This is a genomic window from Corynebacterium sp. HMSC074C05, from assembly GCF_001838325.1.
Classification (GTDB): Bacteria; Actinomycetota; Actinomycetes; order Mycobacteriales; family Mycobacteriaceae; genus Corynebacterium; species Corynebacterium amycolatum.
The window spans coordinates 273,864-299,223 of the sequence record NZ_KV836292.1 but is presented as its reverse complement, the minus strand read 5'-3'; the positions used below and the strand labels follow the sequence as shown (position 1 = coordinate 299,223).

Here is a 25,360-nt window from a genome sequence, read left to right as displayed (position 1 = left end):
CATATGAGCATCGATAACCTTCGTTCCGGCCTACCGGAGTACGCCAAGGACATGAAGCTGAACCTTGGCACTCTCACCCGTTCTACGGAACTCTCCGAGCAGCAGCTGTGGGGTACCCTGCTTGCATCTGCTGCTGCCACCCGCAACGAGACCGTTTTCTCCGAGATTGCTGAGGAAGCCAAGGAGCACCTGTCTGACGAGGCTTTCGAGTCTGCGCTTGGTGCGGCCACCGTTATGGGCATGAACAACGTCGCTTACCGCACTCGCCACATGCTCGGTGATGACTACGCGCAGGTCAAGTTCGGTCTGCGCATGAACATCATCTCCAATCCGGGTGCCGAGAAGGAAGACTTCGAGCTGTGGTCTCTGGCAGTTTCTGCCATCAACGGCTGTGAAGCATGCGTGACCTCCCACGCAAAGGTCGTCCGCGATGCTGGTCTGACCAAGGAGCAGGTCTGGGAAGCTGTGAAGATTGCAGGCACCGTCTCTGGTATTGCACAGGCTGTCTTCGCTGAGGCTACCCGCTAAATATTAGGAGGATACGTTCGGCTTTGATAGTCGAACGCTCCCCCGCAGGATTTCCTGCTGATCAAATAACGCCCAAGGAACCAGTTTGTACCGGTTCCTTGGGCGCTTTTTCTTATTCGTTTCGGCTACTGTTCATTTCGGCTAGTGCTGCGGAGGGTAATAACCCGGATTTTCCTGCGCGTCATTAATAACTCGCCGGCCACCGATGAGCTGGCGGTAGATGTGCACCTGAACCAGCATAGCCAGCGGCATTGTGTACAGGATGCCAATATAGAAGAGCATCGCACCTGCGGAAGAAACAATCGACGTCAGAATGAATGCAACAAGCATCGTCCAATATTGGGGCTTTACCAGGCGCCAAGCGACAACCGGCGCCTCAAGCGCAGTTGCTCGACCATCGAAAACAAGTAGTGGCATAGTCGCTGTAATTGGCATGATGAAAATCGACGTCAACAACAAAACCAAGTAGCCCAGTGGAATCATCGCCGCGGCAGCTTCACTGCCATTGGCGGACAGGGATGCTCCAGCGATGAAGAGCACCATCCCCGGCAGCATGGCGAGCAGTCCCACCAGGAACGTGACAATGTAGACACCGATAAGAGACCCCCACCTGTTTACACGGAAGAAAGTACCGTAGTTCGGCACTCGCCCATCGACAGCGTCGAATGCACCGCGCAACATAAATGCCTGCATCGCGAACATGCCCACGGCAAATAGGAGTGCCATCGCGCCGACAGTCGCGAACATTGACCCTAGATCCTCAAACGGAACATCGCCTGGATAGTTCGGCTCAAATTCCGGATCGAAGTCACCAGAGGCAAAGAGAATTGCCGCTGCGCCAACAATCAGGGCGACTAGTACGGCGAAGAACGTCAGCATGACGCCAAGCCAAGAAGCAAAATTGCTATTTAGACTACGAAACGCCGCGGAAAAGGCACTTCCAATGTCGACCTTCGTCGGCCCTTGTGCCACAGGCTTCACCGGTGGCTCATTGCCACCTGGCATGTTGACTCCGGGAGCAAGTGCACCGGCTGCAGGATTCCCCCCTGCCGGTTGCTGCCAGTAGCTTGATCCCGCACCATAGGGCTGGCCACCATAGTTCTCGCTTGGCTCACCAGTTCCGTAGGACGGAATATCGCCATAGGCCTGTTCCCTACCGTAAGCCTGATTCCACTGTGGCGAATCCTCTGGTCCACGCGAGCCATGTTGTGCGTCCGAATCGAACCCGTAAGGGTTGTAGTCCTGCGAACCATTGTTGGGAAAACCGTGGCTCTGGGAGTCATAGTTACTGGACTCATTGTCCCGGCTGCCGTCACCGTAAGGATCGTTGTTGCTGTATGGATTGTTTGGGGTATTCATGAAGCAGACTGCTCCTGCCAAATTGACGGATACATACAAATAATGCGCACAACGGACTATACGTGAGACAAGCCCTTGATGAGATTTTAATGGGCCAAAGTATAAGTCACATTGTGCGCATTAATGTATTTAATTGGACGTTCTTACACGAGCTCCACCGAAGCGACTCCCTCGAATTCGTTCAATGAATCACCGACGCCCAACGCGCTACCACGCACGATGATGTCATACTTGCCCGGCGCGACTCCTCCGGTCTCCCAAGTGACCTTGGCGGTGGTATAAATACCGTCCTTGGCAAATTCAATGACAGTTGCCTGGTCCCAGTCGTCGGAAACAATCTCACCGCGGTCATTCTTGATAAGTAGGTAGCCGTCTTCCAGTCGCAAGTCGTTATTCGGATTTGCCGCGACGAATTGGGCAACGGCTTTCTGCCCTACCGTGACGCTTGCCGCGGATTCAAGCACATCACCAAAATTCTTGCCCATTGGAGCGGAATCGATAACCTTTCCTCCTGCTGGCGACGGCGGGATGATGCCAGTGAGATCGCCTGCCGCACGGCCTGGCTCGACCGCAATGCCGTCGGCAAGCGCGTGAGCGAGATTGTGATAAATGGAAATCATCGCACTGAGCGTGTACTTGCCGAAAGCCGTTGCGCCGCCCTCGTAGTCCTGCTGATCGTATTCCTCTGGGGTAGCGACGTAGTGGCCATAGCTGTTGGTGTAGCCCTGGCAGATGACAGTATCGATTGGAACACCGAGGACTTCAGCGACGTGCTGACGCATGCGGTAGCCCGACATTGTGGTGGGTTCAAGGCCATTGGTGATCAAGGTGAAGCCACCGATGCGGGTGATGGAGAACATGTGGGTCTGCTGGAGAAGACCATCGATGTAGCCGACTGGCAGCAGGCACTCTTTGTTGCCCTGAATCTCCCCGATGTTTTTCGGGAGTACGACGTTATTGAGCTGGTGCACCCACGGCGTACCGCCGCGCTCGCCTTCGTTGAACCCGAGGGCTGGTTCTCCACCGCCATCCTCCTGGCTACTGGCTGCGAAGGCCGCACCGAGGATTGCAGGTCCAGTGCGGTGCGGCTGGCCGTCGGGCGTGAACTGGCCGTCGATGTCGACATCGCCCAGGTTGACCCACTTGTGGACAGTGGAGATACCGCCTCCTGGCAGTGCAATGGCCTGTCCCTGGGTAGCGTCAATCTGACGCTGACCGAGAATGCGGGCAGACTCTGCTTCGTCTCCGTTGCCTGGGCCCGAATTTGGCACGAGCCCCATGTTCGGGCTGATGTCACCCGGGCACGACATGGTAAATGCGGCGACAAAGGGGGCATCGGCCGGCTCACGGTGGGTAACCCCGCGGTCGACCTCAACCTTCCATGCTGCGTAGCCCTTGTTGTCGCCGTCGATGATGGTGTGCTCGGGACCGAAGGTCGTCGGATGAATTCCATACCAGTTAATGAATCCGACTTCGCGGCCACCGCGACTCACGTGCAGTGTATGGCTTTCCGGGTTGACTCCGTCGGGGAAGCGACGCAGCTCTTCTTCAGGGTTACGCTTAAATGCCTGCAGGGAGCGGTTGACACCCGCATCCTTGGCAATCCCCTTGGTCAGGTGGATAGTCGACGGCTGGTAATCAGCGTGTGCACGTTCAATAGCCTTGACCACACCGACGACTACAGCTTCGAAAGTGACGGGACGGAATCCGAGGGTAGTCAGGTCAACCATGAGATGGCCCGACGTACCTCCCGGCGCAACATGCGTGTGAGATGCGCAGATAAGCACGTTGCCCTCATGGTAGAGGTCTCCGAAAAGAGCTCGGAGACGCCGCAGAACTTCCATCTGGATGGACTGGAACATGAGCCCCATGTCTGCGGTGACGTGGACGACACGGTTGTCGTTGTCATCGCCGAAGATGAATGCACGCGCCATCTGGCGAAGACGCAGACCCGAGGTGGTCTGATCCATGACCGCATACCCGTTCATGCCAGCGCCGAGTGGCTCGCCTGTCATATCGGCCATTCCTCGACCAACATTCAAATTGGTGGTCGAATTCCCCGCGGCGGCAGAAGCCCCGTTTGCAGGAGCAGCGTTTGCCTTAGGTGCACCACTTACGGCAGGCATCATACTCGCAGCTGACACGGCAGTTGCTCCGACGAGGAAGCCTCGCCTGCCCACTTGGTACGGGGCGCGTGCGGTTGGTTCTGCCGAATTCGACGATGATGCCATCTGGGGATCGAGCATGTCACATCCTCTTCATATTTCTTTTTGAATATCAATATGCTGGACTTTAATCAGACAATCCCCTACACGTGGCCTAATTAACCAAAGTTTCCAAAATCCCCCCCCGCGACAGCAGTAACCGATACGACATTCACAAGCCGGTATCACTACCATGGGCACAGTAGAATTTCGCAATATTTAGCGCGCTCCCCGCAGACACAACTTCAGAAAGGGCACCATGGGTCAGGCTGTCGGTTTTAACCGCGAGAAGTACATCGAAATGCAATCCGCTCATATTAAGAAGCGGCGCGCAGACATCGCAGGTGAAAGCGGCAAGCTCTACCTCGAAATGGGCGGCAAGCTATTTGATGATATGCATGCCTCGCGAGTTCTCCCCGGCTTCACACCTGACAATAAAATCGCTATGCTCAATCGTCTCAAGGACGATCTGGAAATCATGGTGTGCATCAATGCCAAGGATTTGGAGCGTCACAAGGTCCGCGCTGACCTCGACATCACTTACGAAGACGATGTGCTCCGCCTCGTCGATGTCTTTCGTGAACGCGGGTTTGTTGTCGGCAGCGTCGTCGTCACACAGCTTTCCGACGACAACACCCTGGCAAAGAACTTCATTGAGCGCCTGCAGCGACTCGGATTGAGCGTAATCCGCCATCGCAATATCGAGGGCTACCCAACAAACACCGAGAAAATTGTCAGTGAAGCCGGCTTCGGACTGAATGAATGGGCGCAAACGACGCGGGACTTGGTCGTTGTCACAGCGCCGGGCCCGGGCTCCGGAAAGCTGGCGACCTGTCTATCGCAGATTTACCACGACCACAAACACGGGATTCGTTCCGGCTACGCAAAGTTTGAGACCTTCCCTATCTGGAACCTTGCGCTCGAACACCCGGTAAATCTGGCCTACGAGGCGGCAACGGCTGATCTCGATGACATCAATCTCATCGACCCTTTTCATTTGGCCGCCTATGACACCAAGGTCACCAGCTATAATCGCGATGTCGAGGTCTTCCCACTGCTGCGCACCCTGTTGGAGAAGCTCGCGGGCGAGTCGCCGTACAAGTCACCGACCGACATGGGCGTCAATATGGCCGGTTACTGTATCGACGATGACGAAGTGTGCCGAGAGGCATCCAACCAAGAAATCGTTCGCCGTTACTATAAGGCTCTTGTCGACGAACACAAGAACAGCGCAGACGACGAAGTTTCGCAGCGCATTGCCATGATTATGAGCAAGGCCAACGTGTCGACAGCTGCCCGCCGAGTCGTCGCACCAGCACTTGAAGTTGAGAAATCTACCGGGGCGCCGGGCAGTGCAATCGAATTGCACGATGGCACAATCATCACGGGCAAGACCTCTGAGCTGCTCGGATGCTCAGCAGCAATGCTGCTCAACGCTCTCAAGAAGCTCGCCAATATCGACCCGGACTTACACTTGCTCTCCCCTGCTGCTATCGAGCCAATTCAAACGCTTAAGACGCATCACCTGGGCAGCCGCAACCCCCGCTTGCATACCGACGAGGTTCTTATCGCCCTTTCCGTGTCGGCGGCCACCAGCGACGACGCCCGCGCAGCCCTCGCCGAGCTGAAGAACCTTCGAAACTGCGATGTCCACACCACCACCATTCTGGGCAGCGTGGACGAAACAATTTTCCGCAACCTCGGTGTCCTAGTTACTTCCGAGCCCAAGTACCAGAAGAAGGCACTCTATCAGAAGCACTAAACCAGACCACCAGCTCACGTCGAAAATAGGATAACTGGGAGAGCAGACTAGAATAGTCCCCGTGAGCATCAGCAAGATTCTTCTGTACTACCAGTTCGCCCCGCTGTCCGATCCGCGTGCCATCATGCTGTGGCAGCGCGATCTTTGCGAATCGTTAGGGCTTAAAGGTCGCATTCTGGTGTCCGAGCACGGCATCAACGGCACCGTCGGAGGTGATCTCGATGCCTGTAAGAAGTACATCAAGAAAACCAAGCAGTACCCCGCTTTTCACTCCATGCAGTTCAAGTGGAGCGAAGGCGGCGCTGATGACTTTCCGAAACTCTCCGTCAAGGTTCGCGACGAAATCGTCGCTTTCGGTGCTCCGGGCGAGCTTAAAGTCGATGCCGAAGGTGTCATTGGCGGCGGCACACATTTGAAGCCTGAAGAGGTCAATAAACTGGTCGAGGAGCGCGGCGACGATGTCATCTTCTTCGACGGTCGCAACGCGATGGAAGCTGAGATCGGCAAATTCAAAAACGCCGTCGTCCCCGACGTAAAGACCACGCACGACTTCATCGACGAACTGGAATCCGGCAAGTACGACTGGATGAAGAACAAGCCGATTATTTCCTACTGCACCGGCGGCATCCGCTGCGAAATCCTCTCCGCGCTTATGAAGAACCGCGGGTTCGAAGAGGTCTACCAAATCGACGGCGGTATTGTCCGCTACGGCGAAAAGTTTGGCAATAAGGGGCTGTGGGAAGGCTCTCTCTATGTCTTCGACAAGCGCATGCACATGGAGTTCGGCGACGGCATCGAAGACGAGGACTACGTACAGCTCGGACACTGCGTCCACTGCGGCAAGCCCACAAACACCTTCCAGAACTGCATCAACGAAGACACGTGCCGCCGTCAGGTGCTTATCTGCGACGACTGTTGGGAGGATACCGAGACACAGCACTGTGGGCGCGAGGACTGCAAGGAAGTTGCCGAAGAGCTAGCAGCCGCAAAGTAGGACGCTTTCCTGCTGCCATCGGACCATCTTGAGCGTCTCCAATCAGCACAGATGTGGGTTGTCTACCAAGACACGGCTAATCTAGTAGGCAACCATGACTACTCCTAGCCGTTCTGATAAACCAGCTCCACGTGTCCAGTCGGGAAACCGCAATTCTGGAAACCGCACTTCCGCCAGACCGCAGCGCTCTCGCAAGCCTGCTAAGGACACGCGTAAAAAGGAGCTCTACCAGCTCGCTGATCAATTACCGATCCGGGAGGCTCAGTCCTTCCGTCGTCGGCTGAAGCGAGCATCCGCGCCGAAGGCGCTGTCTGCCATCTCTGCAGACCTCGACTTTGCGCTGGAGCGGTTAGAAGATCGTCGTAAAGCGATTCCTCGCATCACCTACCCGGCGCAGTTGCCGGTGTCCGCGCGCCGCGACGATATTGCAGAGGCGATTGAGAACAATCAGGTCGTCATTATTGCTGGTGAGACTGGTTCTGGTAAGACTACGCAGATTCCGAAGATATGCCTCGAACTGGGACGGGGCGTACGCGGCAAGATTGGCCATACGCAGCCCCGTCGTATTGCGGCGCGTTCGGTGGCGGAGCGAATTGCTCATGAGCTGGGCGAAAAGATTGGTCAGCACGTCGGCTATGCGGTGCGTTTCGATGACCGTGTCGGCAAGGATACCTGCATCAAACTGATGACCGACGGTATTCTGCTGGCCGAAATTGGCCGCGACCGCCTGCTACGTGAGTACGACACCATCATCATCGACGAGGCGCACGAACGCAGCCTCAACATCGACTTCCTGCTGGGATATTTAAAGCATATTCTGCCGCAGCGCCCAGATCTGAAGATCATTATCACTTCGGCGACGATTGATCCGGAACGGTTCGCCCGTCATTTCGCGCCTGACGACGAGCACCCTGCGCCCATCATCGAGGTGTCAGGGCGCACCTACCCGGTAGAAATCCGCTATCGCCCTCTGGTGCGGACTGTTGTTGCGAAAAATGGGCAAGAAAAGGAAGTCGCCATTGAGCAGATCGATGGTGTTATCGCTGCGTGCGAGGAGCTCATGCGGCTTGGCGATGGCGATATCCTGGTGTTCTTTTCGGGTGAGCGCGAGATCCGAGAAGCAGCCGAGGCCATCGAGGGCAAGCACTGGAAGGGGGTAGAAGCCGTTCCACTATTCGGACGGCTATCTAATGCAGAGCAGCATCGGATCTTCACCCCGCATTCCGGGCGTCGCATTGTGCTGGCGACCAACATTGCGGAAACGTCGCTGACAGTACCGGGTATCGAGTACGTCGTCGATACTGGTACCGCACGCATTTCCCGCTACTCCACCCGCACGAAGGTCCAACGTCTACCAGTCGAGGACATCAGCCAGGCATCCGCGAATCAGCGCTCTGGACGCTGTGGTCGTGTAGCTGATGGCGTGGCGATTCGTCTCTACAGCGAGGAGGATTTTCTCTCGCGTCCCGAGTTTACGGATCCGGAGATTCTGCGCACCAATCTCGCTTCGGTTGTACTGCAGATGATTTCGCTGCGGCTTGGCGCGATTGAGGACTTTCCCTTTGTCCAGCCACCAGAGCACAAGGCAATCCGCGATGGCATTAACCTGCTCACAGAGCTTCAGGCTATTACCACGGCGTCGGGGTCTGGGAGAGGCCGTGAATCTGGCTCCGGCTCCAGTGCCGACGCCCCCGAACTGACGGACATCGGCCGACAGATTGCCCGTATACCTGTCGACCCGCGCCTTGCCCGCATGCTGGTCGAAGGGTACGAAAACACCACTCTTGGGGCTGTGACCGTCATTGTCGCCGCGTTGTCTTTGCAGGATGTCCGCGAACGTCCGCTGGAGTGCCAAGCTCAGGCAGATCAGCTACATGCCCGTTTTAAGGACACCACCAGCGACTTCAACTCCCTGCTGAAGCTTTGGCAATACCTGGAGGAAAAGCGCCGCGAGCTTAGCGGTAACCAGTTCCGCAAGATGTGCAAGCGCGAGTACCTCCACTATTTGCGCGTTCGGGAGTGGCAGGACTTGGTGCGTCAACTCCACCAGGCAACGGCTGAGCTGGGCTGGAGTCTTTCGGCCCGCAGCTCAACCAGTGGTGTCGACGATCCCGACGAGGTGGCAAAGTCGCTGTTACCGGGTCTGTTATCGATGATTGGTACGCGCGAGGGCGAGGGCAAGGAATTTACTGGCACCCGAAACACGAAGTTCCTCATTCACCCCTCGTCCGCGTTGGCAAAGAAGCCGCCTCGCTGGGTGATGGCTGCGGAAATCGTCGAGACCTCGCGCACTTTTGCGCGCAACGTAGGCACGATTCAGCCACAGTGGGTAGAGAAGGTAGCCCCTCATCTGCTCAAGCACCAGTACTCAGAGCCTCACTGGTCGACTAAACGCGGTGCAGCGATGGCTTACCAGAAGTCGACGCTCTACGGCGTGCCTGTGGTGGTTGATCGCCTGGTGCCATATCACCGAGTCGATGCCGATGCCGCCCGCTCGATCTTCATTCGCTCTGCGCTTGTCGACGGCGAGTGGAACACACATCACGAGTTCTTCAAGAACAACCAAGACAAACTGGCCGAGGCCGAGAAGATCGAGGAAAAGCAGCGTTCGCGCGGCATTGTCGTCGATGACGACGTGCTCTACGCGTTCTACGACTCCAAGCTGCCCGCCTCTATCACCACGGCCGCCAATTTTGACCGCTGGTGGAAGAAAACTAAGCCCAAACAGCCGAATCTACTGGACTTTGATCCCAATAAGCTTCTCAACCCCGAAGCCGGCGACATCGATGACAATGCCTTCCCCGAAATGTGGCAGCAGGGCTCGGTCGATTTCTCACTGTCCTATAAATTCGAACCGGGCGCCCCTGATGACGGTGTGACTCTCCGTGTCCCCGTGCCTCTTCTTGCGGGTTTGCGTGAAGATGGCTTCGACTGGCAGGTGCCAGGTCTTCGCGCTGAGCTCGCAGAAGCCTACATTCGCACTCTGCCGAAGGCTCTGCGTAAGTCAGTTGTCCCCGCGCCGGATTTCGCACGCCGCGCGCTGGAGACAATGACGCCGTATTCAGGGCGCTTCGTTGATGTTTTCGCCGATGCTTTACGACGGCTCGGAGGCTCCGGCATCAATGGAGCCGATTTTGACCCGTCCAAGCTGCCAGCGCACCTGCGCTTTAACTACGCAGTGGTAGACCGCCATGGAAAGATCGTCGATCAGAGCCGGGATCTTGCTGGGCTTCGAGACAAGCATGCCACGACCGTCTCAACGGCTGTGTCGAAACGTTCGAAGTCTGCAGCTCGCGAAGCTGTGAAAAAGTGGACTTCAGACAACTTGGGCGCCGTCTCAGAAACGGTCAAAAGTACTGTCGACGGTCAGTCCGTCACCATGTATCCGACGCTGGTGACCACTAAGGATGGCGTGGCCATCGAGGTCAAACCAACTAAGGCGCAGGCAGAGGCGACGTTGGCGACCACAAATCTGACAATGCTACTGCGGGAGTGCCCAGTAAATGGTGCACAAATGACTAAGGGGCTTCCACTCCAACAACGTGTTGGCGTGGACGCATGGCCACATGGGGGCGCCGATGGACTTGTCGAGGACTGCCGTGTCGCCGTGATCCGCGACCGTATGATGGCTGCCGGTGGCCCCGTCCGCGATCCGAAGGAATTCGACAAGCTACTCGAACACGTTCGTTCTGGTGTTGCCTCAGAGGTACGTCAATTGGTCGTCGGCGTTGCCCAGGCAATGCCCCGTTATGTCTCGGTGGTGAATCAGCTAAACAAGTGGGAAGGCGATGCCATCGACGATATGCGTCGCCAGCTGGCGTTCATGTTCCCTAAGGGCGCTGTGGCAAGGCACGGTTGGCAGCACCTACGCCATTTGCCGCGTTATCTCCAAGCAATGGAGATTCGATTTGAGGAAATGAACCGTGACCCGGACCGTGATGCTGAACGTGAGGATGAGGTGACTGAGGCCCGCGAATACTTGGCGGCAAAGCTTAAGCAGCTACCTAAGGCACGTTCGAATTCCGCGGAAGTACGGGATATTCAGTGGCTCATCCAAGAGCTGCGCGTCAGCCTTTTCGCACAACGCTTGGGTACCGCCCAGAGCGTATCCCTGACCCGAGTAAAGAAACGTGTGGATAAACTGCGTTAGTTCTTTCTAACCTCGTAGCCATTTGACTGCGGTCCTTTCCCCTTACGCATGCTGGAAATTTCCTGCGCGAAATCGTCCGCGGAGGAAAAGGACTTGTACACTGAAGCGAAGCGGAGATAGCCGACTTCGTCCAGTTCTTTGAGCGGCTCAAGGATGGCAAGGCCGATATCGTTTGAGTCCACCCGAGGCGTGCCTTTCTCGCGGAGGCTCTCCTCCACTTTTTGTGCAAGCTTCTTCAGCTGAGACTCTGATACTTCACGCCCCTGGCACGCACGTCGAACACCCTGGATAACCTTTTCACGGTTGAACTCCTCAGGGATTCCATCCCGTTTAACGACCATCAGCTGCGAGCGTTCAATCGTAGAAAAACGTTTACCGCAATTCAGGCATTCTCTCCGGCGGCGAATCCCCATACCGTTATCTATTAACCGTGAGTCCAAGACTCGTGTCTGATCATGGTGACAAAACTGGCAATACACAGCCTCCAGTCTACGTCCAACCCCAACGCCGAAAACCGGAATGATTATTGCGCGGAGTAGGAAGCGTACGTAGACGTAAAGGTGCTTTCGACTGCCTCACTTTCCCCTTGTTCAAAGACCATGCTGCCGAAAACTCCGAAGAAAGCACCAAGACCTAGAGCCCATACCGCCATCAAACGAGTCAGGTTAGTGCCTGAGGATACATCACTACGATTGGACTGCTGCGCCCTGCTAACGGATAGAGACGGGCGCCCGTAGTTGACCGAGACATGACTAGGCCGCGACCTGTCCCTCCGCATTCGCGCCGATGAAGCCCCATCGCGATTGCGCTGTGCAATACGTGCACGCTGACCGGGCCGAACGATGTGCTGTGTGCAAGACGCACTACGTTCACCCCACACCAACGGGGCTTTCCGTGTCGTCCGAGCAGAGGGCTCGGAAACTTGAGAAAAGTCAATATCAGATGCGCTGCTAACACCTAGTGCGGTAGAAACCGTAGACATCATGTTTTCTCCCTTTCCAACGTTGACTCTCCCACCGTTGCCGGCCTGGAGAGAATAAGAGTTGTACGACCGTTTCCCGACGCTGTGGAGACTATGTCCAAGGGCGGATGCGGAGAATCCGTCTAGACCTTTTCATCAAACGACTGTTCGAGTAACTTGTCATGTTCGATTTATAACACCATGTTCGAACGTTGTCTACTGCTATCCGGTTTTATTTTCGATTCTCGGAACCGCCACCGCCTCCGAACACGGATAATGTAGACCTTTTCCAAAGAGTTCAAGGACGCACAGTGTTCGATGCTCGACGATTCGAACAGTTTTGAGTTATGATTCATTCGAAAGAGTTTGAGAAGGGATGTTCCATGGCTCAAAAGAAGAAAGCGAACCCTAAAACACTCACCGATCGGCAGCGTCGCATTCTTGATGTCATTTCGGATGCCGTCGTACTTCGCGGATACCCACCGAGCATTCGAGAAATTGGAGATGCCGTGGGCTTGAATTCCACCTCGTCGGTGGCATACCAACTCAAGGAGTTGGAAAAGAAGGGCTTTCTCCGCCGCGACCCACACAAACCCCGTGCGGTAAACGTAAGGGATTCGAAGTCCTCAGCTGGCACTTTCACTCCGGTAAAGCCTGGGCCAAAGGCCACTGGCAGCACCCAAACTCCCGAGATGCCAGAGGACATGCCAGAGCCAATCTTCGTTCCTATCGTCGGACAGATTGCGGCTGGCAACCCCATTTTGGCGGAACAGCATGTGGAAAGTCATATGGCACTTCCGATGGAGATTACGGGCTCTGGTCAGCTATACCTACTCAAGGTCGTGGGTGATTCCATGGTTGACGCAGGCATTCTCGACGGAGACTGGGTGGTCGTCCGTTCCCAAGACGTGGTCGAACAGGGCGACTTTGTTGCAGCTCTGTTTGAAGATGAAGCAACAGTCAAGGAATGGCACGAAGACGCTGCCGGCAAGTGGCTCATGCCCCATAATCGCGCATTTGACCCGCTCCCCGCAGAGCACGCCAAGATCCTCGGCAAGATTGTCAGCGTCCTACGCAGTCTCTAATTTCCCACATTTTCGTTGCCCGAAACAGACATAAACGGGCATACTGGAAACAGGTAGTAAAGCTGAGAATTCTTAACAGCTAAGGAGCGGGGAATGTACGCAGAGGAACGCCGCCGGAAGATTGCGTCTTTGACAGCAGTCGAAGGGCGCGTGACGGTCGCTGATCTTGCGGAGGCTTTCGATGTCACAGCAGAGACGATTCGCCGTGACCTAGCTCAGTTGGATGCAGAGGGCGCAGTTCACCGTGTACACGGTGGCGCTGTGGCTACTCGTTCTTTTCAGACTGTTGAGTTTTCAGTTGCCGCTCGAAAGAACGCGCAGAAAGACGCGAAGCTCTCTATTGCCCGCTGTGCTGCCGATTTTCTACCTGACTCTGGTGGTGGAATTTTTCTCGATGCCGGAACTACCACCGAGGCTCTCGCAGAGCTGATGGTCCACTCCCCTGATAACCGCCGTTGGTCGGTTGTCACAAACTCTCTTCCCAACGCCATCACACTCGCAGGATCGAACCGCATTGAGCTTCAACTCCTTGGCGGCCAAGTTCGCGTCATTACTCAGGCGGTTGCTGGCGATACAGCACTCCGTACTCTTGCGGTTATGCGTGCCGATGTCGCTTTCATTGGTTCTAATGCCTTGACAATTGACCACGGTCTTTCTACTGCTGATCCGCAGGAAGCAGCGGTAAAGCGCGCGATGATTACGAATGCGCGCAAGGTCATCGTTATGGCGGACTCGACGAAACTCGGCCGTGACTTCCTTGTCAGTTTTGCGGCATTGGAAGATATCGACGTCGTGATTACAGATTCCTCTGCTCCGGAGCAATTCGTGAACGATCTCAGGGAGCAAGGTGTCGAGGTCGTGGTTGCTTCATGATCCTGACCTTGACTGTAAATCCGTCGATCGATCGACTTGCTCGCCTCGATACGGAGCTCAAGCGAGGTGGAGTGTTCCGCCTACCGATGGCTGAGGACATGGCTGGCGGCAAGGGAATTAATGTGTCCAAGGCGTTGCACTACGCGGGAGAAAAGACGCTCGCGCTCTACCCTGCATCAGACTCCGGAAAATTCACACGCCTGTTGGAAGTCTCTGGCATACCCCATGAAGCCATCAACACGACTAACGAAGCCCGCGTTAATCTCACACTCGCAGAGCCAGATGGGACGACCACCAAGCTCAATTCCCCTGGCATGACATTGACGAAAGCGCACCGTAGGCGTGTCCTGGAGAAGCTTATCCACCATGCTAAACGCGCCACATGGGTAGTTTTCGCAGGTTCACTGCCCCCTGGTGTCCCCCGGGATTTTTACGTTCAATGCACCGAAGCGGTGTATTCGGTCAACCCGAATATTCGTGTTGCTATGGACACTAGCGACGGCCCACTGACTGAGGTCGTTCGCGCATTTCCGAAGGTGCGGCCTTTTTTGATGAAGCCAAACGCCTACGAACTTGGCCAAATTATTGATCAGGACGGCGAAGAACTTGAGGCCGCTGCAGCCGAAGGAAACTACCTTCCCGTAGCGCAGGCTGCTCGTGCACTGAACGAACTTGGTGTTTCCGAAGTCCTTGCCACTCTCGGCGAGGCTGGGGCGGTACTTTCAGTGGAGTCAGGCGGTTGTTTCGCTGCTACCTCCCCCTCGATAGTCGCTCAGTCCACGGTCGGTGCTGGAGACTGTGCTTTGGCCGGCTACGTTATGTCCCGCGAACGCGGTGATAGCTACCAAGATGCACTAACCACCGCCGTGGCTTATGGGGCGGCGGCAACCAGTCTTCCCGGTACGACCATCCCCTATCCAGAACAGGTTCACCCCGAGGCTGGCCGGTTATGGCAGCTCGACGCTTAGCTTTTCGATGCCTAGATAAGGAACATTAGAAAACCATGTCTTCTTCGGCAGATTTTTCCGCTATTGCATCAGACCTGGCCGATGAGTCGACAGTGTTCCTTGACCTAGATGTCGGTCCACAAAAGGAGATGATCCTTAACTACCTCATCGCTAAAGCTGTAGAGACCGGCCGCGCCACCGACAGCAACGGCATCGTCGCAGCAGCCCTGAAACGCGAAGAGAAGGCTCCGACAGGTCTACCGGGCGGAATAGCCATCCCCCACTGCCGCCATGAGGACTGGTCGATGCCGACCCTGATGTTTGCCCGCTTAACCAGCGCTACGGAATTCACCACACCAGATGGGCCGGCGGACCTGCTTTTTTTCATTGGTGTCCCAGCCAGTAACAGCGATGTCCACGTCGATATTCTGGCTGCACTCGCAAAAGCACTTCGCGATAAGGGCTTTCGAGCAGCTCTTCGCGGTGCTGAAAGCGATGAAGAGGCCGCCCGGATTATTAGCGAGCACATCACCAAGGCGCCTCGTCGGAAAGCGAAAAAACCTCCGGCGAAGACCAATATTGTCGCCATTACGGCCTGTCCCACGGGCATCGCTCACACTTATTTGGCAGCCGAAGCGCTTACTGGCGCGGCAGAAAGCATGGCTGATGTCACGCTAGCTGTAGAGACTCAGGGCTCGGCAGGAACCCAGGAAGCCCCCGCAGAAGCAATTGACCGGGCTGACGTGCTAGTAATCGCAGCCGATATTGGAGTTACGGGGCTTAAGCGCTTCAGCGATAAACCACAGGTCAAAGTACCAATTCGTCAGGCAGTCAATGAACCCACAGCGGTTATTGAACAAGCGAAGGCGGTAGCAGAACAATCACGCGTTCGCGCCTACGACCGAAAGGCGCCGCAACCTAAGGATGACCATGACAAAGAGGCCGCTTCGCAAACCGGTAATGCAGGTGCAGACCTTACATCTGAGAGGGTACGAGCAACGACGAAGGTGGGGGCGCGTAAATCGTCGTTAAGCGGCGATAAAGCCTTCGGACACTGGGTTCGTGACGCCATTATGACCGGTGTCAGCTATATGGTGCCGTTCGTGGCCGCTTCGGGGTTGTTGATTGCGCTGGGGTTCCTCGTCGGCGGTCATCAGGTTGGTCTAGTAGCTGACGCCGTGACTAGGGATTTGCGGCTGCCGGAGGTTATCGGACTCGATGCCCCGATTGCTGTGCCGACAGAAAATCTCGGCACCGTGCTAGTTGACCGTAGTGGGCTGTGGCTGTATCTCGGCTCGGTGCTTTTTGCAATCGGCAACCACGGCATGCAGGTCATTGTGGCTGTAATGAGTGCTTATATCGCCTTTGGCATGGCTGGCAGAGCCGGTATTGCACCAGGCTTCATTGGCGGTGCCATCGCGGTCACGGTTGGCGCCGGCTTCCTTGGGGGCCTAGTGATGGGCATTCTGGCGGGACTAGTTGTAGCCCTACTGTTGAGGATGAAAGTCCCGGACTGGCTGCGACCGCTGATGCCGGTTGTCGTGATTCCTATGCTCGGGGCTATGGCCGTTGGGCTCACCATGTACCTGCTGCTCGGGATGCCGCTGGCATGGCTGATGACGGCCCTGCAGCAGTGGCTGCAATCACTGGATACGACAGCGGCGTTCCTGTTCGGTGGTCTTCTCGGAGCAATGATGTGCGTGGATATGGGCGGAATGATCAACAAGGCTGCTTATCTTTTTGCCGTCGCAAACATCGCCTCGGAAGATCCAGCATCATGGAAGATTATGGCCGCTGTGATGGCGGCGGGCATGGTACCTCCGTTGGCGACATCGCTGGCAGTTGTACTCCGACCAAAGCTGTTCAGTTCAGCTGAGCGTCAAAACGGCAAAGCGGGCTGGGTGCTCGGTGCGGCCTTCATTTCAGAGGGAGTGATTCCCTTCGCCGCCGCAGATCCGCTGCGAGTGATTCCGTCGATCGTGATTGGCGGTGCCGTCACCGGTGGCACTTCAATGGCTTTAGGAGCCGCCACACGCGTTCCGCACGGAGGTATTTTCGTGCTGTTTGCAATCGACAATCCTGTCGCATGGCTTGCTGCAATCGTCTTGGGCAGCATAGTGGCAGCAATTCTCGTTGTGGCAGCTAAAAGCCTGTGTCCGCGGCAAGTCAGTACCGATAATCAAAACCTAGAAGCAGACATTTCAGCGGACGCCTAAATTCTTTCGCTAAACCCAGCTGCGTCCGCAGAAGCATTCCTGCAAACTTCACCAAACATGCCCCATCCCAACCTGCCAAGCGATTAAGCTCTGAACAGGTGTCGAGGAAATCGATAAGCAGAAAGGCAAGGTGCCGCCCCATGGCTACGCAACACGTCCACGTCGGCTCCAAGGTGGGTATTCACGCCCGCCCCGCGTCGGTAATCGCTGAGCGTGCCTCCCGATTTCAGGAAGAAATACTGATCGAACTCATTGATTCACCCGAACCCGACAACGAACCGGCTGATGCTTCCTCAACCCTGATGCTGATGGCACTCGGCGCAGGATATGGCGATGAAGTCACAATCACCAGTACAAACGCAGTTGCGGTGGAGCAGATTGCACAGCTGATCGCCCAAGATTTGAGCGATTAAAAGCAATATGCTTAACGACGGAACATCGTGGCAACGGTCACGGGGTTCCGTCGTAAAGCATTCGTACAAGATCCTGCCCTGGACGGGTGGCCTACGAGCGGTTCTCGCCGATGCGGTTATAGAGCCAGTTTAAAATTGGATAGCCGATAATAATGCCGACCGAACCCCAAGCAATGCCCTCCAGCGTCAGCGAACCGATGTCGAGGGTGAGGTTGCCGATACCCGCAATCAGCGCGGTGGCGGCAGCGGTGAGATTGACCGGGTTGTTGAAGTCGACCTTTTCGTCCATCCAGATGCGCACACCGAGCAGACCGATCAGGCCGTAGAGCACCATCGTTGCCCCACCGAGCACGCCGGTAGGAATGGTCAAGATGAGTGCGCCGAACTTTGGAATGAAAGCCAGTGCAATGGCCGTGAAAGCTGCCACCCAGTAAGCGGCAGTCGAATAGACACGGGTAGCAGCCATAACCCCGATATTCTCAGCGTAGGTAGTGGTACCAGAACCGCCAGCTGAACCGGCGATGGTGGTGGCTAGACCGTCTGCAATAAGAGCATCGCCAGCGATGTCATCGAGGTTTCGGCCGGTCATGGCAGCAACAGCTTTAACGTGACCGACATTCTCGGCGATGAGCACTACGATGACGGGCAGACCAATCAGCATCGCATTGAAGTGGAACTCCGGCGCGTGGAATGCGGGCAGACCAATCCAGGCGGCATTGCCGACGGTTTCTGTAGCCTCGGGCGAGAGATTTCCGGTGGCAGCGGCGAAGACCCAGCCGATTAGTACGCCGATGAGAACACCCAGACGGCTGACCATACCGCGGCCAGCGACGGTTGCGAAGACAATGGATACCATCGTGACAAATGCGACCAACGGCTGAGTGGCGAAGTTCTCCGTGGCAGCAGGCGCCAGGTTAAGTCCGATGAGAGCGACAATGCTTCCTGTTACTGCAGGGGGCATGATCATATCGAGGACACGCTTGCCGGCGAACTTTACTACGAAGCCAACGAGCATGAGCGCGATGCCGGCGCAGAGCACGACACCGAGCTGAACACCAATTCCCTGCGCCTGTGTCGCGGTCAGTGGCGCGATGAAGGCAAACGACGAGCCCAGGTAAGAGGGCAAGCGATTTCGGGTGATCAGCAGGAAGACAATCGTGCCGATACCCGAGAACAACAGTGTGGTGTTGACTGGAAAGCCGGTCAACAGTGGCACCAGAAGAGTTGCACCGAACATGGCAATGACGTGCTGTGCGCCAATGCCAATCGTGCGAGGCCAATCGAGGCGTTCGTTGGGAGCCACCACGGCTCCCGGTGCAATCTTTCGACCGTCACCGTGAATATCCCAACCGAAAAGACGGCCACGTTCGGCATTTTCAGCAGGCGGATTTGCGGAGGTTCCCTGTTGGGTCTCCGCGTCAGAAGTAGAATTCATGGTTGTAATGCTAGTGGATGCCCACCGCAGTTCCCGCTACGGTTCGAAGTGGTATGCCGACAGTTCATCCGCGAGGCTAGTGGGCAAACGCACGTCCATCTGGGTGCCTTGCTCCGTCCATGTTTCCGACAGCACGGTCGCATCTTCGTGGAGCATGGAGACAATATTGCCCTTGTCATAGGGGATCAACATGTGAACGTGAGACTCCAGCTCATTGAGAGCAAGCTCGAGTCGGGTCTCCAGTTCACCAATCCCCTCACCCGTTCGCGCAGAGACAAATATCGCATCATCGAGCTGGTGGCGTAGCTGGGCCAGAGTGATGCCATCGGCCTTGTCAACCTTGTTGACTACCAACAGTTCGGGCGGAATCTCGGCGTTTTCTTCCTCCGCGATTTCGTTGATGACTTTGTTGACAGCCTTAATCTGCTCCAGCGGGAATGGGTCAGAGGAGTCTACGACGTGCATGATGACGTCGGCTTCGAGTACCTCTTCCAAGGTCGAGCGAAAAGCTTCAATGAGCTGCGTCGGCAAGTGACGCACAAATCCGACCGTATCGGTCATAATCACCGTGCGACCGTCGCGAAGCTTGGTGCGACGAGTCGTCGGATCTAGCGTTGCAAACAGCGCGTCCTCCACCAGCACACCAGCGCCTGTCAGTGCGTTGAGCAACGAAGACTTCCCCGCGTTGGTGTATCCGACAATTGCCACGCGCGGCAGGTGACCAGCCTTACGACGTGCGCGCTTAATCTCACGCGCAGTTTTCATGCCAGCCAATTCCTTGCGAATCCGCGCCATATCTTGGCGTAGTCGCTGACGATCGGTTTCAATCTTAGTTTCACCTGGACCACGCAGACCCACGCCGCCGTTGGAGCCCGCGCGACCACCAGCCTGACGCGACAGGTTGCCACCCCAACCGCGCAGACGCGTGTACAGATACTGCATCTGGGCCAGCGAAACCTGCGCCTTGCCCTCCTTGGACTTCGCGTGCTGAGCGAAGATATCCAGAATCAGCATGGTGCGGTCAATAACCTTGGCGTCAAGCCGGTCCTCCAGCGCCACCAATTGGCCAGGAGACAGCTCACCGTCGCAAATAACTGTATCTGCGCCGGTAGAGGCGACAATATCGCGAAGCTCGTTAAGCTTGCCAGATCCCACGTACGTACCAGGGTCTGGCTTATCGCGGCGCTGCAGCACCATCTCTAAAACGTCCGAACCTGCAGTCTCCGCCAGCGCAGCGAGCTCCTCCATCGCCACTTCGGCTTCCTGTAGGGTCCCGGATGTCCAGACACCGAGCAGCACAACGCGTTCCAGTCGGAGCTGACGGTACTCGACCATCACCTCTTCAGACTCAGTATGCGCTACTGACCTGGTCAGCCGGCGCAGAGAGGATCGCGCCTCCAGATCCAAGTCACCGACGGTAGGTTCCCTTTGCGTGCCGACGTTCGTCGCGAACGCATCCCCGGAGGCACTATCGGCGCTTTTGTCAGCATCATTAGCGTCGATGAAAAAATCGTCCATCTCGTGCGAGGTGCTGGCTTGCTGCGACATTGCGTCGCTGACCTCATCAAAGTTGTTGGAAAAATTCGTCATACTAGCTGCTATTGTCGCATGACAAGCCAAATTCTCCGCATTGTGTGCGGAGAATACCGAGCCGAAGCTCAAGACTTAGGCTGCAGAAGGTGGCCTACGAGTCAGAACCAGTGCGACCGGACCACTATTAGAGCTACCGCCAGCACACGTACCACTGTCGGACATTCCGCAGTTGGAGCAGCCTCCGCCTGGGCACATGCCACCGAGGGATTCCCTTCGCAGTTGACCGGTGTGTTCCATTCGGTCAAGGATGAGGTCTACCGTTGTTCGCTGCAGGCCGGTGATTTCGCAGATTTTGCGTCGGGAGCTAATACCCTGCGCAATTGCATCTTGGACAGCTTCTGAAGGCCGACGAGTAACCGTCGTATTCTTCCTGGCTCTAAAGAGTCCCACGGCGATAGCTCCTTTCCGTATCGGAATTCTTGTTGGACCTGATTTCTAGTTCGCAAGTGTGACTTAGTAGCTTGGCCGAAGCTACTAGGAATCTACGCGGCTTTACAGGAACAGTTTCAACCCTTGGAAAACAATCACGGCCAGTGCCCATGCAACGACCAGCTGCGCTAGCAAACCGAAGCCCGTCCACTTCAAGCCGATCTCGCGACGTTGTGCCGCGAGCGTAGCCACGCACGGTGTGTAAGCCAGCAGGAAGATCATGTATGCCCAGACTGCTGCCAATCCGTGTCCATCGGATGCATTGTCAAAGTCACGTCGAATATTCTCCGCGAGTGGGCTGGAGGCCTGTTCGGTCGAATCCGAGTCGGTGACGTCCTCTACTGCATAGGTCTGTGCCCAGGTAGAAATGACGGCTTCCTTGGCCACAAAGCCCGTCACCAACGGACCGGTCAGAGACCATGTGCCGAAACCTGCCGGGTTAAACACAGGAGCAATAGTTGCGCTGACTGCACCGTATGCGGAGTCCTGCGGTGCCAGATCTTCATCGGCAAAGGAGTGCCCGGAGACAACCGGGATAGACATCAGTAGCCAAACGACGATGACAGTGCTGACGATGATTCCACTAGCGGTCTGCAGGAAGCCCTTCAGGCGCATCCACATCACAGATAGTGCCAGTCGTGCGGTCGGTAACTGATAGGTTGGCAGGTCAATGACCAGCGGTTCCGACGGCATGGTGCGCCACAGGGTCTTACGCAGTGCAATGCCGGTTAGAACGATCAACAGAATCGAGATCACGTACATAGCGAAGACAACTGTGCCCGCGTGTTCCGGGAAGAACACCGCACCCAACATGACATACACGGTTAGGCGCGCCGAGCAGGAGGTAAACGGAACCAGTAGTGCCGTCAATATGCGGTGGCGCGGATTACTCAGCACACGTGTCGCCGAAATCGCTGGCACGTTACAACCAAAGCCGACGATGAGCGGAATAAATGCCTTCCCCGGAAGACCAATTGCACGCATGACACGGTCGGCCACCACGGCTGCACGCGCCATATACCCTGAATCCTCGAGCACCGCGAGGCACAGGAACATGAGTGCCATCAGAGGAACGAAGGTCAGCACCATGCCGACACCGCCGATGATGCCGTTCACAAGCAGCCCCGTAACAATCGGATGGTTCCATCCCATTGCTTCTAATCCACGGGTAACCAGATCTGCGAAATTACCGGTAATAAGGGTTTCCAAACCGTCCTGCAACGGTGCTGCAACCGTCGTCGTGATCTGGAAGACTGTCCACATAACTGCCAGGAACACAATCGGTCCGAGCACCGGATGGAGAACCACGTTATCAATGCGGTCGGAGAAAGTCTGGCGATCTTCTACCCCGCCCGTAGATGCCGCAACCGCCGCATCAATCGCGGCAAAGCGTGCGTCGTCCAGGCGTTCAATCGATTCACCATCGGCCTGGCGAATCGGTGACGACACCGAACTGCATCCGTCCAGAGCCGCTGCTACCGCGTCGGCCAATCGTGCCATTCCCGCTTTACGACGGGGATCCAGCGCCACCACTGGCATCCCCATAGCTGACTGCAACGCGTTCGGATTCACATCGATGCCCTTGGCCTTGGCCACATCGAGTTTGGTCAGAGCCAGAACGATGCGCTGAGGCTGCTCCGCCAATTCCGCGGCCATGTAGAGGCCACGCCCCAGTGCCGTGGCATCGACAACAACGACAACGAGATCCGGGCGTTCTTCTTCCGGTTTCTCGATGAGCATCTCGCGAGTGAGCTCTTCGTCCGGGCTCATGGCATCCAGCGAGTAGGCACCCGGGAAATCGATGACATCGTACTCAGCGGTATCGGTCTTCCACGCGCCGCGGCTGACCTCTACGGTCGTACCAGGCCAATTGCCCATCTGCGCTTTCGCACCAGTCAAACTATTGAACAGTGTTGACTTACCGGAGTTGGGTGCGCCGACTACTGCGACAACAGGTGCACCATCCTTTGCTGGTGCGCCGCCGCTGCACGCATGGCAGCTGGGAGTGGATGCGAATTTTCGCGTTGAGGAATCCGTAGGTGTTGTCATTGTGAACTTTCAGGAGGGAGGTGAGAAAAAGAGATGTAGGGGACCTAACCCACGACGGACATCTTGTGCAGAGTGCTGGCATCGATGGCGTAGCGCGTTGCGCCAGCATGGACGATTCGCCCACCGCCGCTGGTGCTCCGTCCCACAGTGACACTCATTCCAGGACGAAGCCCCAATTGCGAAAGCCTGCGACACAGGCGCTCATCCACATGCGACGCTCCCAGAGTGACGGTTACCCCCACCGGGACGTCGGCAAGCGACTGAATGTCATCCGACTGTTTTCGCGACCGCAATCCGAGCATGAGAAACCTCGCTTATATAGATAAGAATTAAGCTAAGCAAATGGTGTTTACGGAGATGAGCTTACTCTTAGGTATGCCTAAATGGAATAAACCGGGCACCCCTAAGGAAAGTTATTTATGCCACACTTAACATTTGCTTATTTAGCGTGGCAGAATTGTTAGTCCCATCCGAATAGTTGCCGCGGTGTGAAGGAATGGTTTTAGGTACCCCAGAGCACAATGTGCTCACGTGCGATTCGTTAGTTCGCAGATGAAGATATGGGAAGTATCATCGAAAAGTATGACTACTGACTTGCGAAGCATTGGCATGGACTACCCCAGCTGGCGAGACGCGATGGAAGCCGCGATTGCCAGTGACAATCTGTCGGTCATCGGCGAGGTCCGCGGTGGCCAGCTGGTCCGTTTCGAAGATTCCTCTGGTGCGCGTCTGCACATCCTTGGTGTTGAACCATTTTCTACCTACGCCGGCTTCGCGGGCAGCCCGACCGTCACCGCCCATGTATCCAGCGTGGACGATGTCTTGGCACTCGTGGAAATCGTCGAGGATGATCCCTCCTCTGATGACTTTGACAAGGTCATCGAGGTAGCGAGCTGCCTGCTGTCACAGGGGCCAATGATTGTTGATGCCGGAACTCAGACTTTTGAGCATGTCGCGCTGTCAGCTCTGGCCACCGATTTCGCCCTCGACGCATCCGCTGAGGAGTACGAAAAGCGCACTGGGGCAACCCCGACAACATTGGACTTCGAAGGTGCTAAGGCGATTGTCGGAGATCAGGTCGGCAAGGCATCGCCTAGCGCAACCGTGAAACTGGCTGGTGTTATCAATAACTCCCGCAAGCATGTCAATGAGCTAACCGGCAAGAAGTTCTGGGTGCTCAACCTTGCTCTGCCGACTCCTATGGACGTACTTGTCCCGGGCGGCGACGAAGCTCCCCAGCCGGGCATGGTTGTCTCCGGCACTTTCTTGCTGACGGGTGAAATTATCCCTCCGCAGGGCTGTGGTGGCGGTTGTGGCGATGGCGGCTGTGGTTGTGGCGATGGCGGCTGCGGCGGACACTAGTCCGCTAACTCCCCACCGCCTCCGCTACCCTGCTAGCGCTCCTGCTGCACTAGCTACCAGTCACAGGGCTTCCAGTTCAATATCGCCGAGCGTGTGAATCACGCTCGGTCCAGTTAACGTTGCGGAGAAGGCCCCATCAGCATTACTGGCCTTGCGTACATCCACAGTCACCACTCCACCGGGCACCTTGACTGTCACAGCTCCCTCGCTCCGGCCGGCATCGGCCAGCGCGGCAATAGCTGCCGCAACCGTGCCGGTGCCACACGAGCGGGTTTCACCAACTCCGCGTTCAATTACTCGCATGGACACCGAATCAGAGGCATCCAGCGGGGTGACAATTTCCACATTGAGGCCGTTCGGGAACATGGCTTCGTCGGCACGCACTGGCTTCGCAGCACTACCCGCCGCCTCCAATTCCAGCTCCGCCAGAGCGGCGGCATTCAGACCCGGCATGACGCAGGCCAAATGCGGATTTCCCACGTCGACACCAATCCCGGCGAATTTCTGCGCGTTGTTGCCCGAACCGATGAACGCAGTAGCGAGGCCGAGGACCTCCGGCTGCCCCATGTCCACCCCGACAACCGCATGCCGGCGGCTGAGCTCATCAATCGAGACAGCGCGCAGTCCTGCTCGAGTGCCCACCCGCAATGTTCCGTCGACGACACTGTCCGGGCTGTGAATCGCGGCAATATAGTGTGCAAAGACGCGCACTCCATTCCCGCACATCTCAGCAATAGAACCGTCACTATTGCGGTAGTCCATAAACCAATCGTCAGCCTCAACCCCCTCCGGCAATGCCGTCAAAACACCGGCATCCACGAGTTTCCCCGCACGGGCAACCCGCAGGACGCCGTCAGCGCCAAGACCACGTTGTCGATCGCACACTGCTGCGACCAGTGATTCGGTCACTTCGATCGACACCACATCATCTGGAAAAATCAAAAAATCGTTTTGCGTACCGTGGCCTTTGGCAAATGAAACCATGCCCTCGATGCTAGCG

18 protein-coding genes are annotated in these 25,360 nt (G+C 56.4%); 10 read left to right on the top strand and 8 right to left on the bottom strand.

Going from position 1 to position 25,360, the window contains the following annotated elements; translation table 11 throughout:
• Positions 1-3 precede the first annotated feature (3 nt).
• Positions 4-528, top strand: coding sequence for an alkylhydroperoxidase, AhpD family (locus HMPREF3042_RS07510; RefSeq protein ID WP_038628796.1), 525 nt, complete (start codon positions 4-6; stop codon positions 526-528).
• Positions 529-669: 141 nt separating this feature from the next.
• Here HMPREF3042_RS07510 and HMPREF3042_RS07505 read toward each other — a convergent pair whose 3' ends face one another.
• Complete coding sequence (locus tag HMPREF3042_RS07505; protein ID WP_070546949.1) at positions 670-1,887, bottom strand: hypothetical protein; 1,218 nt, start codon at positions 1,885-1,887, stop codon at positions 670-672.
• A 143-nt stretch (positions 1,888-2,030) separates the two neighbouring features.
• Entirely contained in the window at positions 2,031-4,133 is a 2,103-nt protein-coding gene (locus HMPREF3042_RS07500) for a neutral/alkaline non-lysosomal ceramidase N-terminal domain-containing protein (RefSeq protein WP_070856704.1), read from the bottom strand.
• Positions 4,134-4,350: 217 nt separating this feature from the next.
• Here HMPREF3042_RS07500 and HMPREF3042_RS07495 point away from each other — a divergent pair, with 217 nt between their 5' ends.
• The 3 genes from HMPREF3042_RS07495 (at position 4,351) to hrpA (ending at position 10,997) form a co-directional block, all read left to right on the top strand.
• Entirely contained in the window at positions 4,351-5,853 is a 1,503-nt protein-coding gene (locus tag HMPREF3042_RS07495; protein WP_070856703.1) for a DUF1846 domain-containing protein, read from the top strand.
• 61 nt (positions 5,854-5,914) lie between these two features.
• Positions 5,915-6,847, top strand: a complete 933-nt coding sequence (locus HMPREF3042_RS07490) for an oxygen-dependent tRNA uridine(34) hydroxylase TrhO (RefSeq protein ID WP_070856702.1) — start codon at positions 5,915-5,917, stop codon at positions 6,845-6,847.
• A gap of 94 nt (positions 6,848-6,941) precedes the next feature.
• A complete protein-coding gene (hrpA, locus tag HMPREF3042_RS07485) occupies positions 6,942-10,997 on the top strand; it encodes an ATP-dependent RNA helicase HrpA (protein WP_070856701.1) in 4,056 nt (1,351 codons plus the stop codon).
• Here hrpA and nrdR read toward each other — a convergent pair.
• Positions 10,994-11,476 carry a transcriptional regulator NrdR gene (gene nrdR, locus HMPREF3042_RS07480; protein WP_070856700.1) on the bottom strand — a complete coding sequence of 161 codons (483 nt, stop codon included), beginning with the start codon at positions 11,474-11,476 and terminating at the stop codon, positions 10,994-10,996. The genes hrpA and nrdR overlap by 4 nt on opposite strands.
• 865 nt (positions 11,477-12,341) lie before the next feature.
• On the opposite strand from nrdR, the gene lexA reads away from it, so the two are divergent.
• The 5 genes from lexA to HMPREF3042_RS07455 all read left to right on the top strand — a co-directional run bounded on the left by lexA (position 12,342) and on the right by HMPREF3042_RS07455 (position 17,492).
• Positions 12,342-13,043 carry a transcriptional repressor LexA gene (lexA, locus tag HMPREF3042_RS07475; protein ID WP_005509663.1) on the top strand — a complete coding sequence of 234 codons (702 nt, stop codon included), beginning with the start codon at positions 12,342-12,344 and terminating at the stop codon, positions 13,041-13,043.
• 93 nt (positions 13,044-13,136) lie between these two features.
• Positions 13,137-13,916: a DeoR/GlpR family DNA-binding transcription regulator gene (locus HMPREF3042_RS07470; protein ID WP_016422628.1), complete on the top strand. Its 780-nt coding sequence runs from the start codon at positions 13,137-13,139 to the stop codon at positions 13,914-13,916.
• Positions 13,913-14,884 carry a 1-phosphofructokinase family hexose kinase gene (locus HMPREF3042_RS07465; protein ID WP_070856699.1) on the top strand — a complete coding sequence of 324 codons (972 nt, stop codon included), beginning with the start codon at positions 13,913-13,915 and terminating at the stop codon, positions 14,882-14,884. Before HMPREF3042_RS07470 ends, HMPREF3042_RS07465 begins: the two co-directional genes overlap by 4 nt.
• Before the next feature lie 35 nt (positions 14,885-14,919).
• Complete coding sequence (locus tag HMPREF3042_RS07460) at positions 14,920-17,079, top strand: PTS fructose transporter subunit IIABC (RefSeq protein ID WP_083327442.1); 2,160 nt, start codon at positions 14,920-14,922, stop codon at positions 17,077-17,079.
• A 140-nt stretch (positions 17,080-17,219) separates the two neighbouring features.
• Positions 17,220-17,492 (top strand): HPr family phosphocarrier protein, encoded by a 273-nt coding sequence (locus tag HMPREF3042_RS07455; protein WP_038628774.1) that lies wholly within the window; start codon positions 17,220-17,222, stop codon positions 17,490-17,492.
• 91 nt (positions 17,493-17,583) lie between these two features.
• On the opposite strand, the gene HMPREF3042_RS07450 is transcribed toward HMPREF3042_RS07455, so the two are convergent.
• From HMPREF3042_RS07450 to HMPREF3042_RS10665, 4 genes are all read right to left on the bottom strand, one after another.
• Positions 17,584-18,927, bottom strand: a complete 1,344-nt coding sequence (locus HMPREF3042_RS07450) for a uracil-xanthine permease family protein (RefSeq protein WP_222866773.1) — start codon at positions 18,925-18,927, stop codon at positions 17,584-17,586.
• A 36-nt stretch (positions 18,928-18,963) separates the two neighbouring features.
• Positions 18,964-20,517, bottom strand: coding sequence for a GTPase HflX (hflX, locus tag HMPREF3042_RS07445; RefSeq protein WP_070856698.1), 1,554 nt, complete (start codon positions 20,515-20,517; stop codon positions 18,964-18,966).
• 495 nt (positions 20,518-21,012) lie between these two features.
• Positions 21,013-22,998, bottom strand: coding sequence for a ferrous iron transport protein B (gene feoB / locus HMPREF3042_RS07440; protein WP_070856697.1), 1,986 nt, complete (start codon positions 22,996-22,998; stop codon positions 21,013-21,015).
• A gap of 44 nt (positions 22,999-23,042) precedes the next feature.
• Positions 23,043-23,300, bottom strand: coding sequence for a FeoA family protein (locus tag HMPREF3042_RS10665; protein WP_016422620.1), 258 nt, complete (start codon positions 23,298-23,300; stop codon positions 23,043-23,045).
• 280 nt (positions 23,301-23,580) lie between these two features.
• Here HMPREF3042_RS10665 and HMPREF3042_RS07435 point away from each other — a divergent pair, with 280 nt between their 5' ends.
• Entirely contained in the window at positions 23,581-24,360 is a 780-nt protein-coding gene (locus HMPREF3042_RS07435) for a hypothetical protein (protein ID WP_070856696.1), read from the top strand.
• Positions 24,361-24,420: 60 nt separating this feature from the next.
• Here the strand turns inward: HMPREF3042_RS07435 and dapF are convergent, their stop codons facing one another.
• Complete coding sequence (dapF, locus tag HMPREF3042_RS07430; protein ID WP_070856695.1) at positions 24,421-25,344, bottom strand: diaminopimelate epimerase; 924 nt, start codon at positions 25,342-25,344, stop codon at positions 24,421-24,423.
• Between the last annotated feature and the right edge of the window lie 16 nt (positions 25,345-25,360).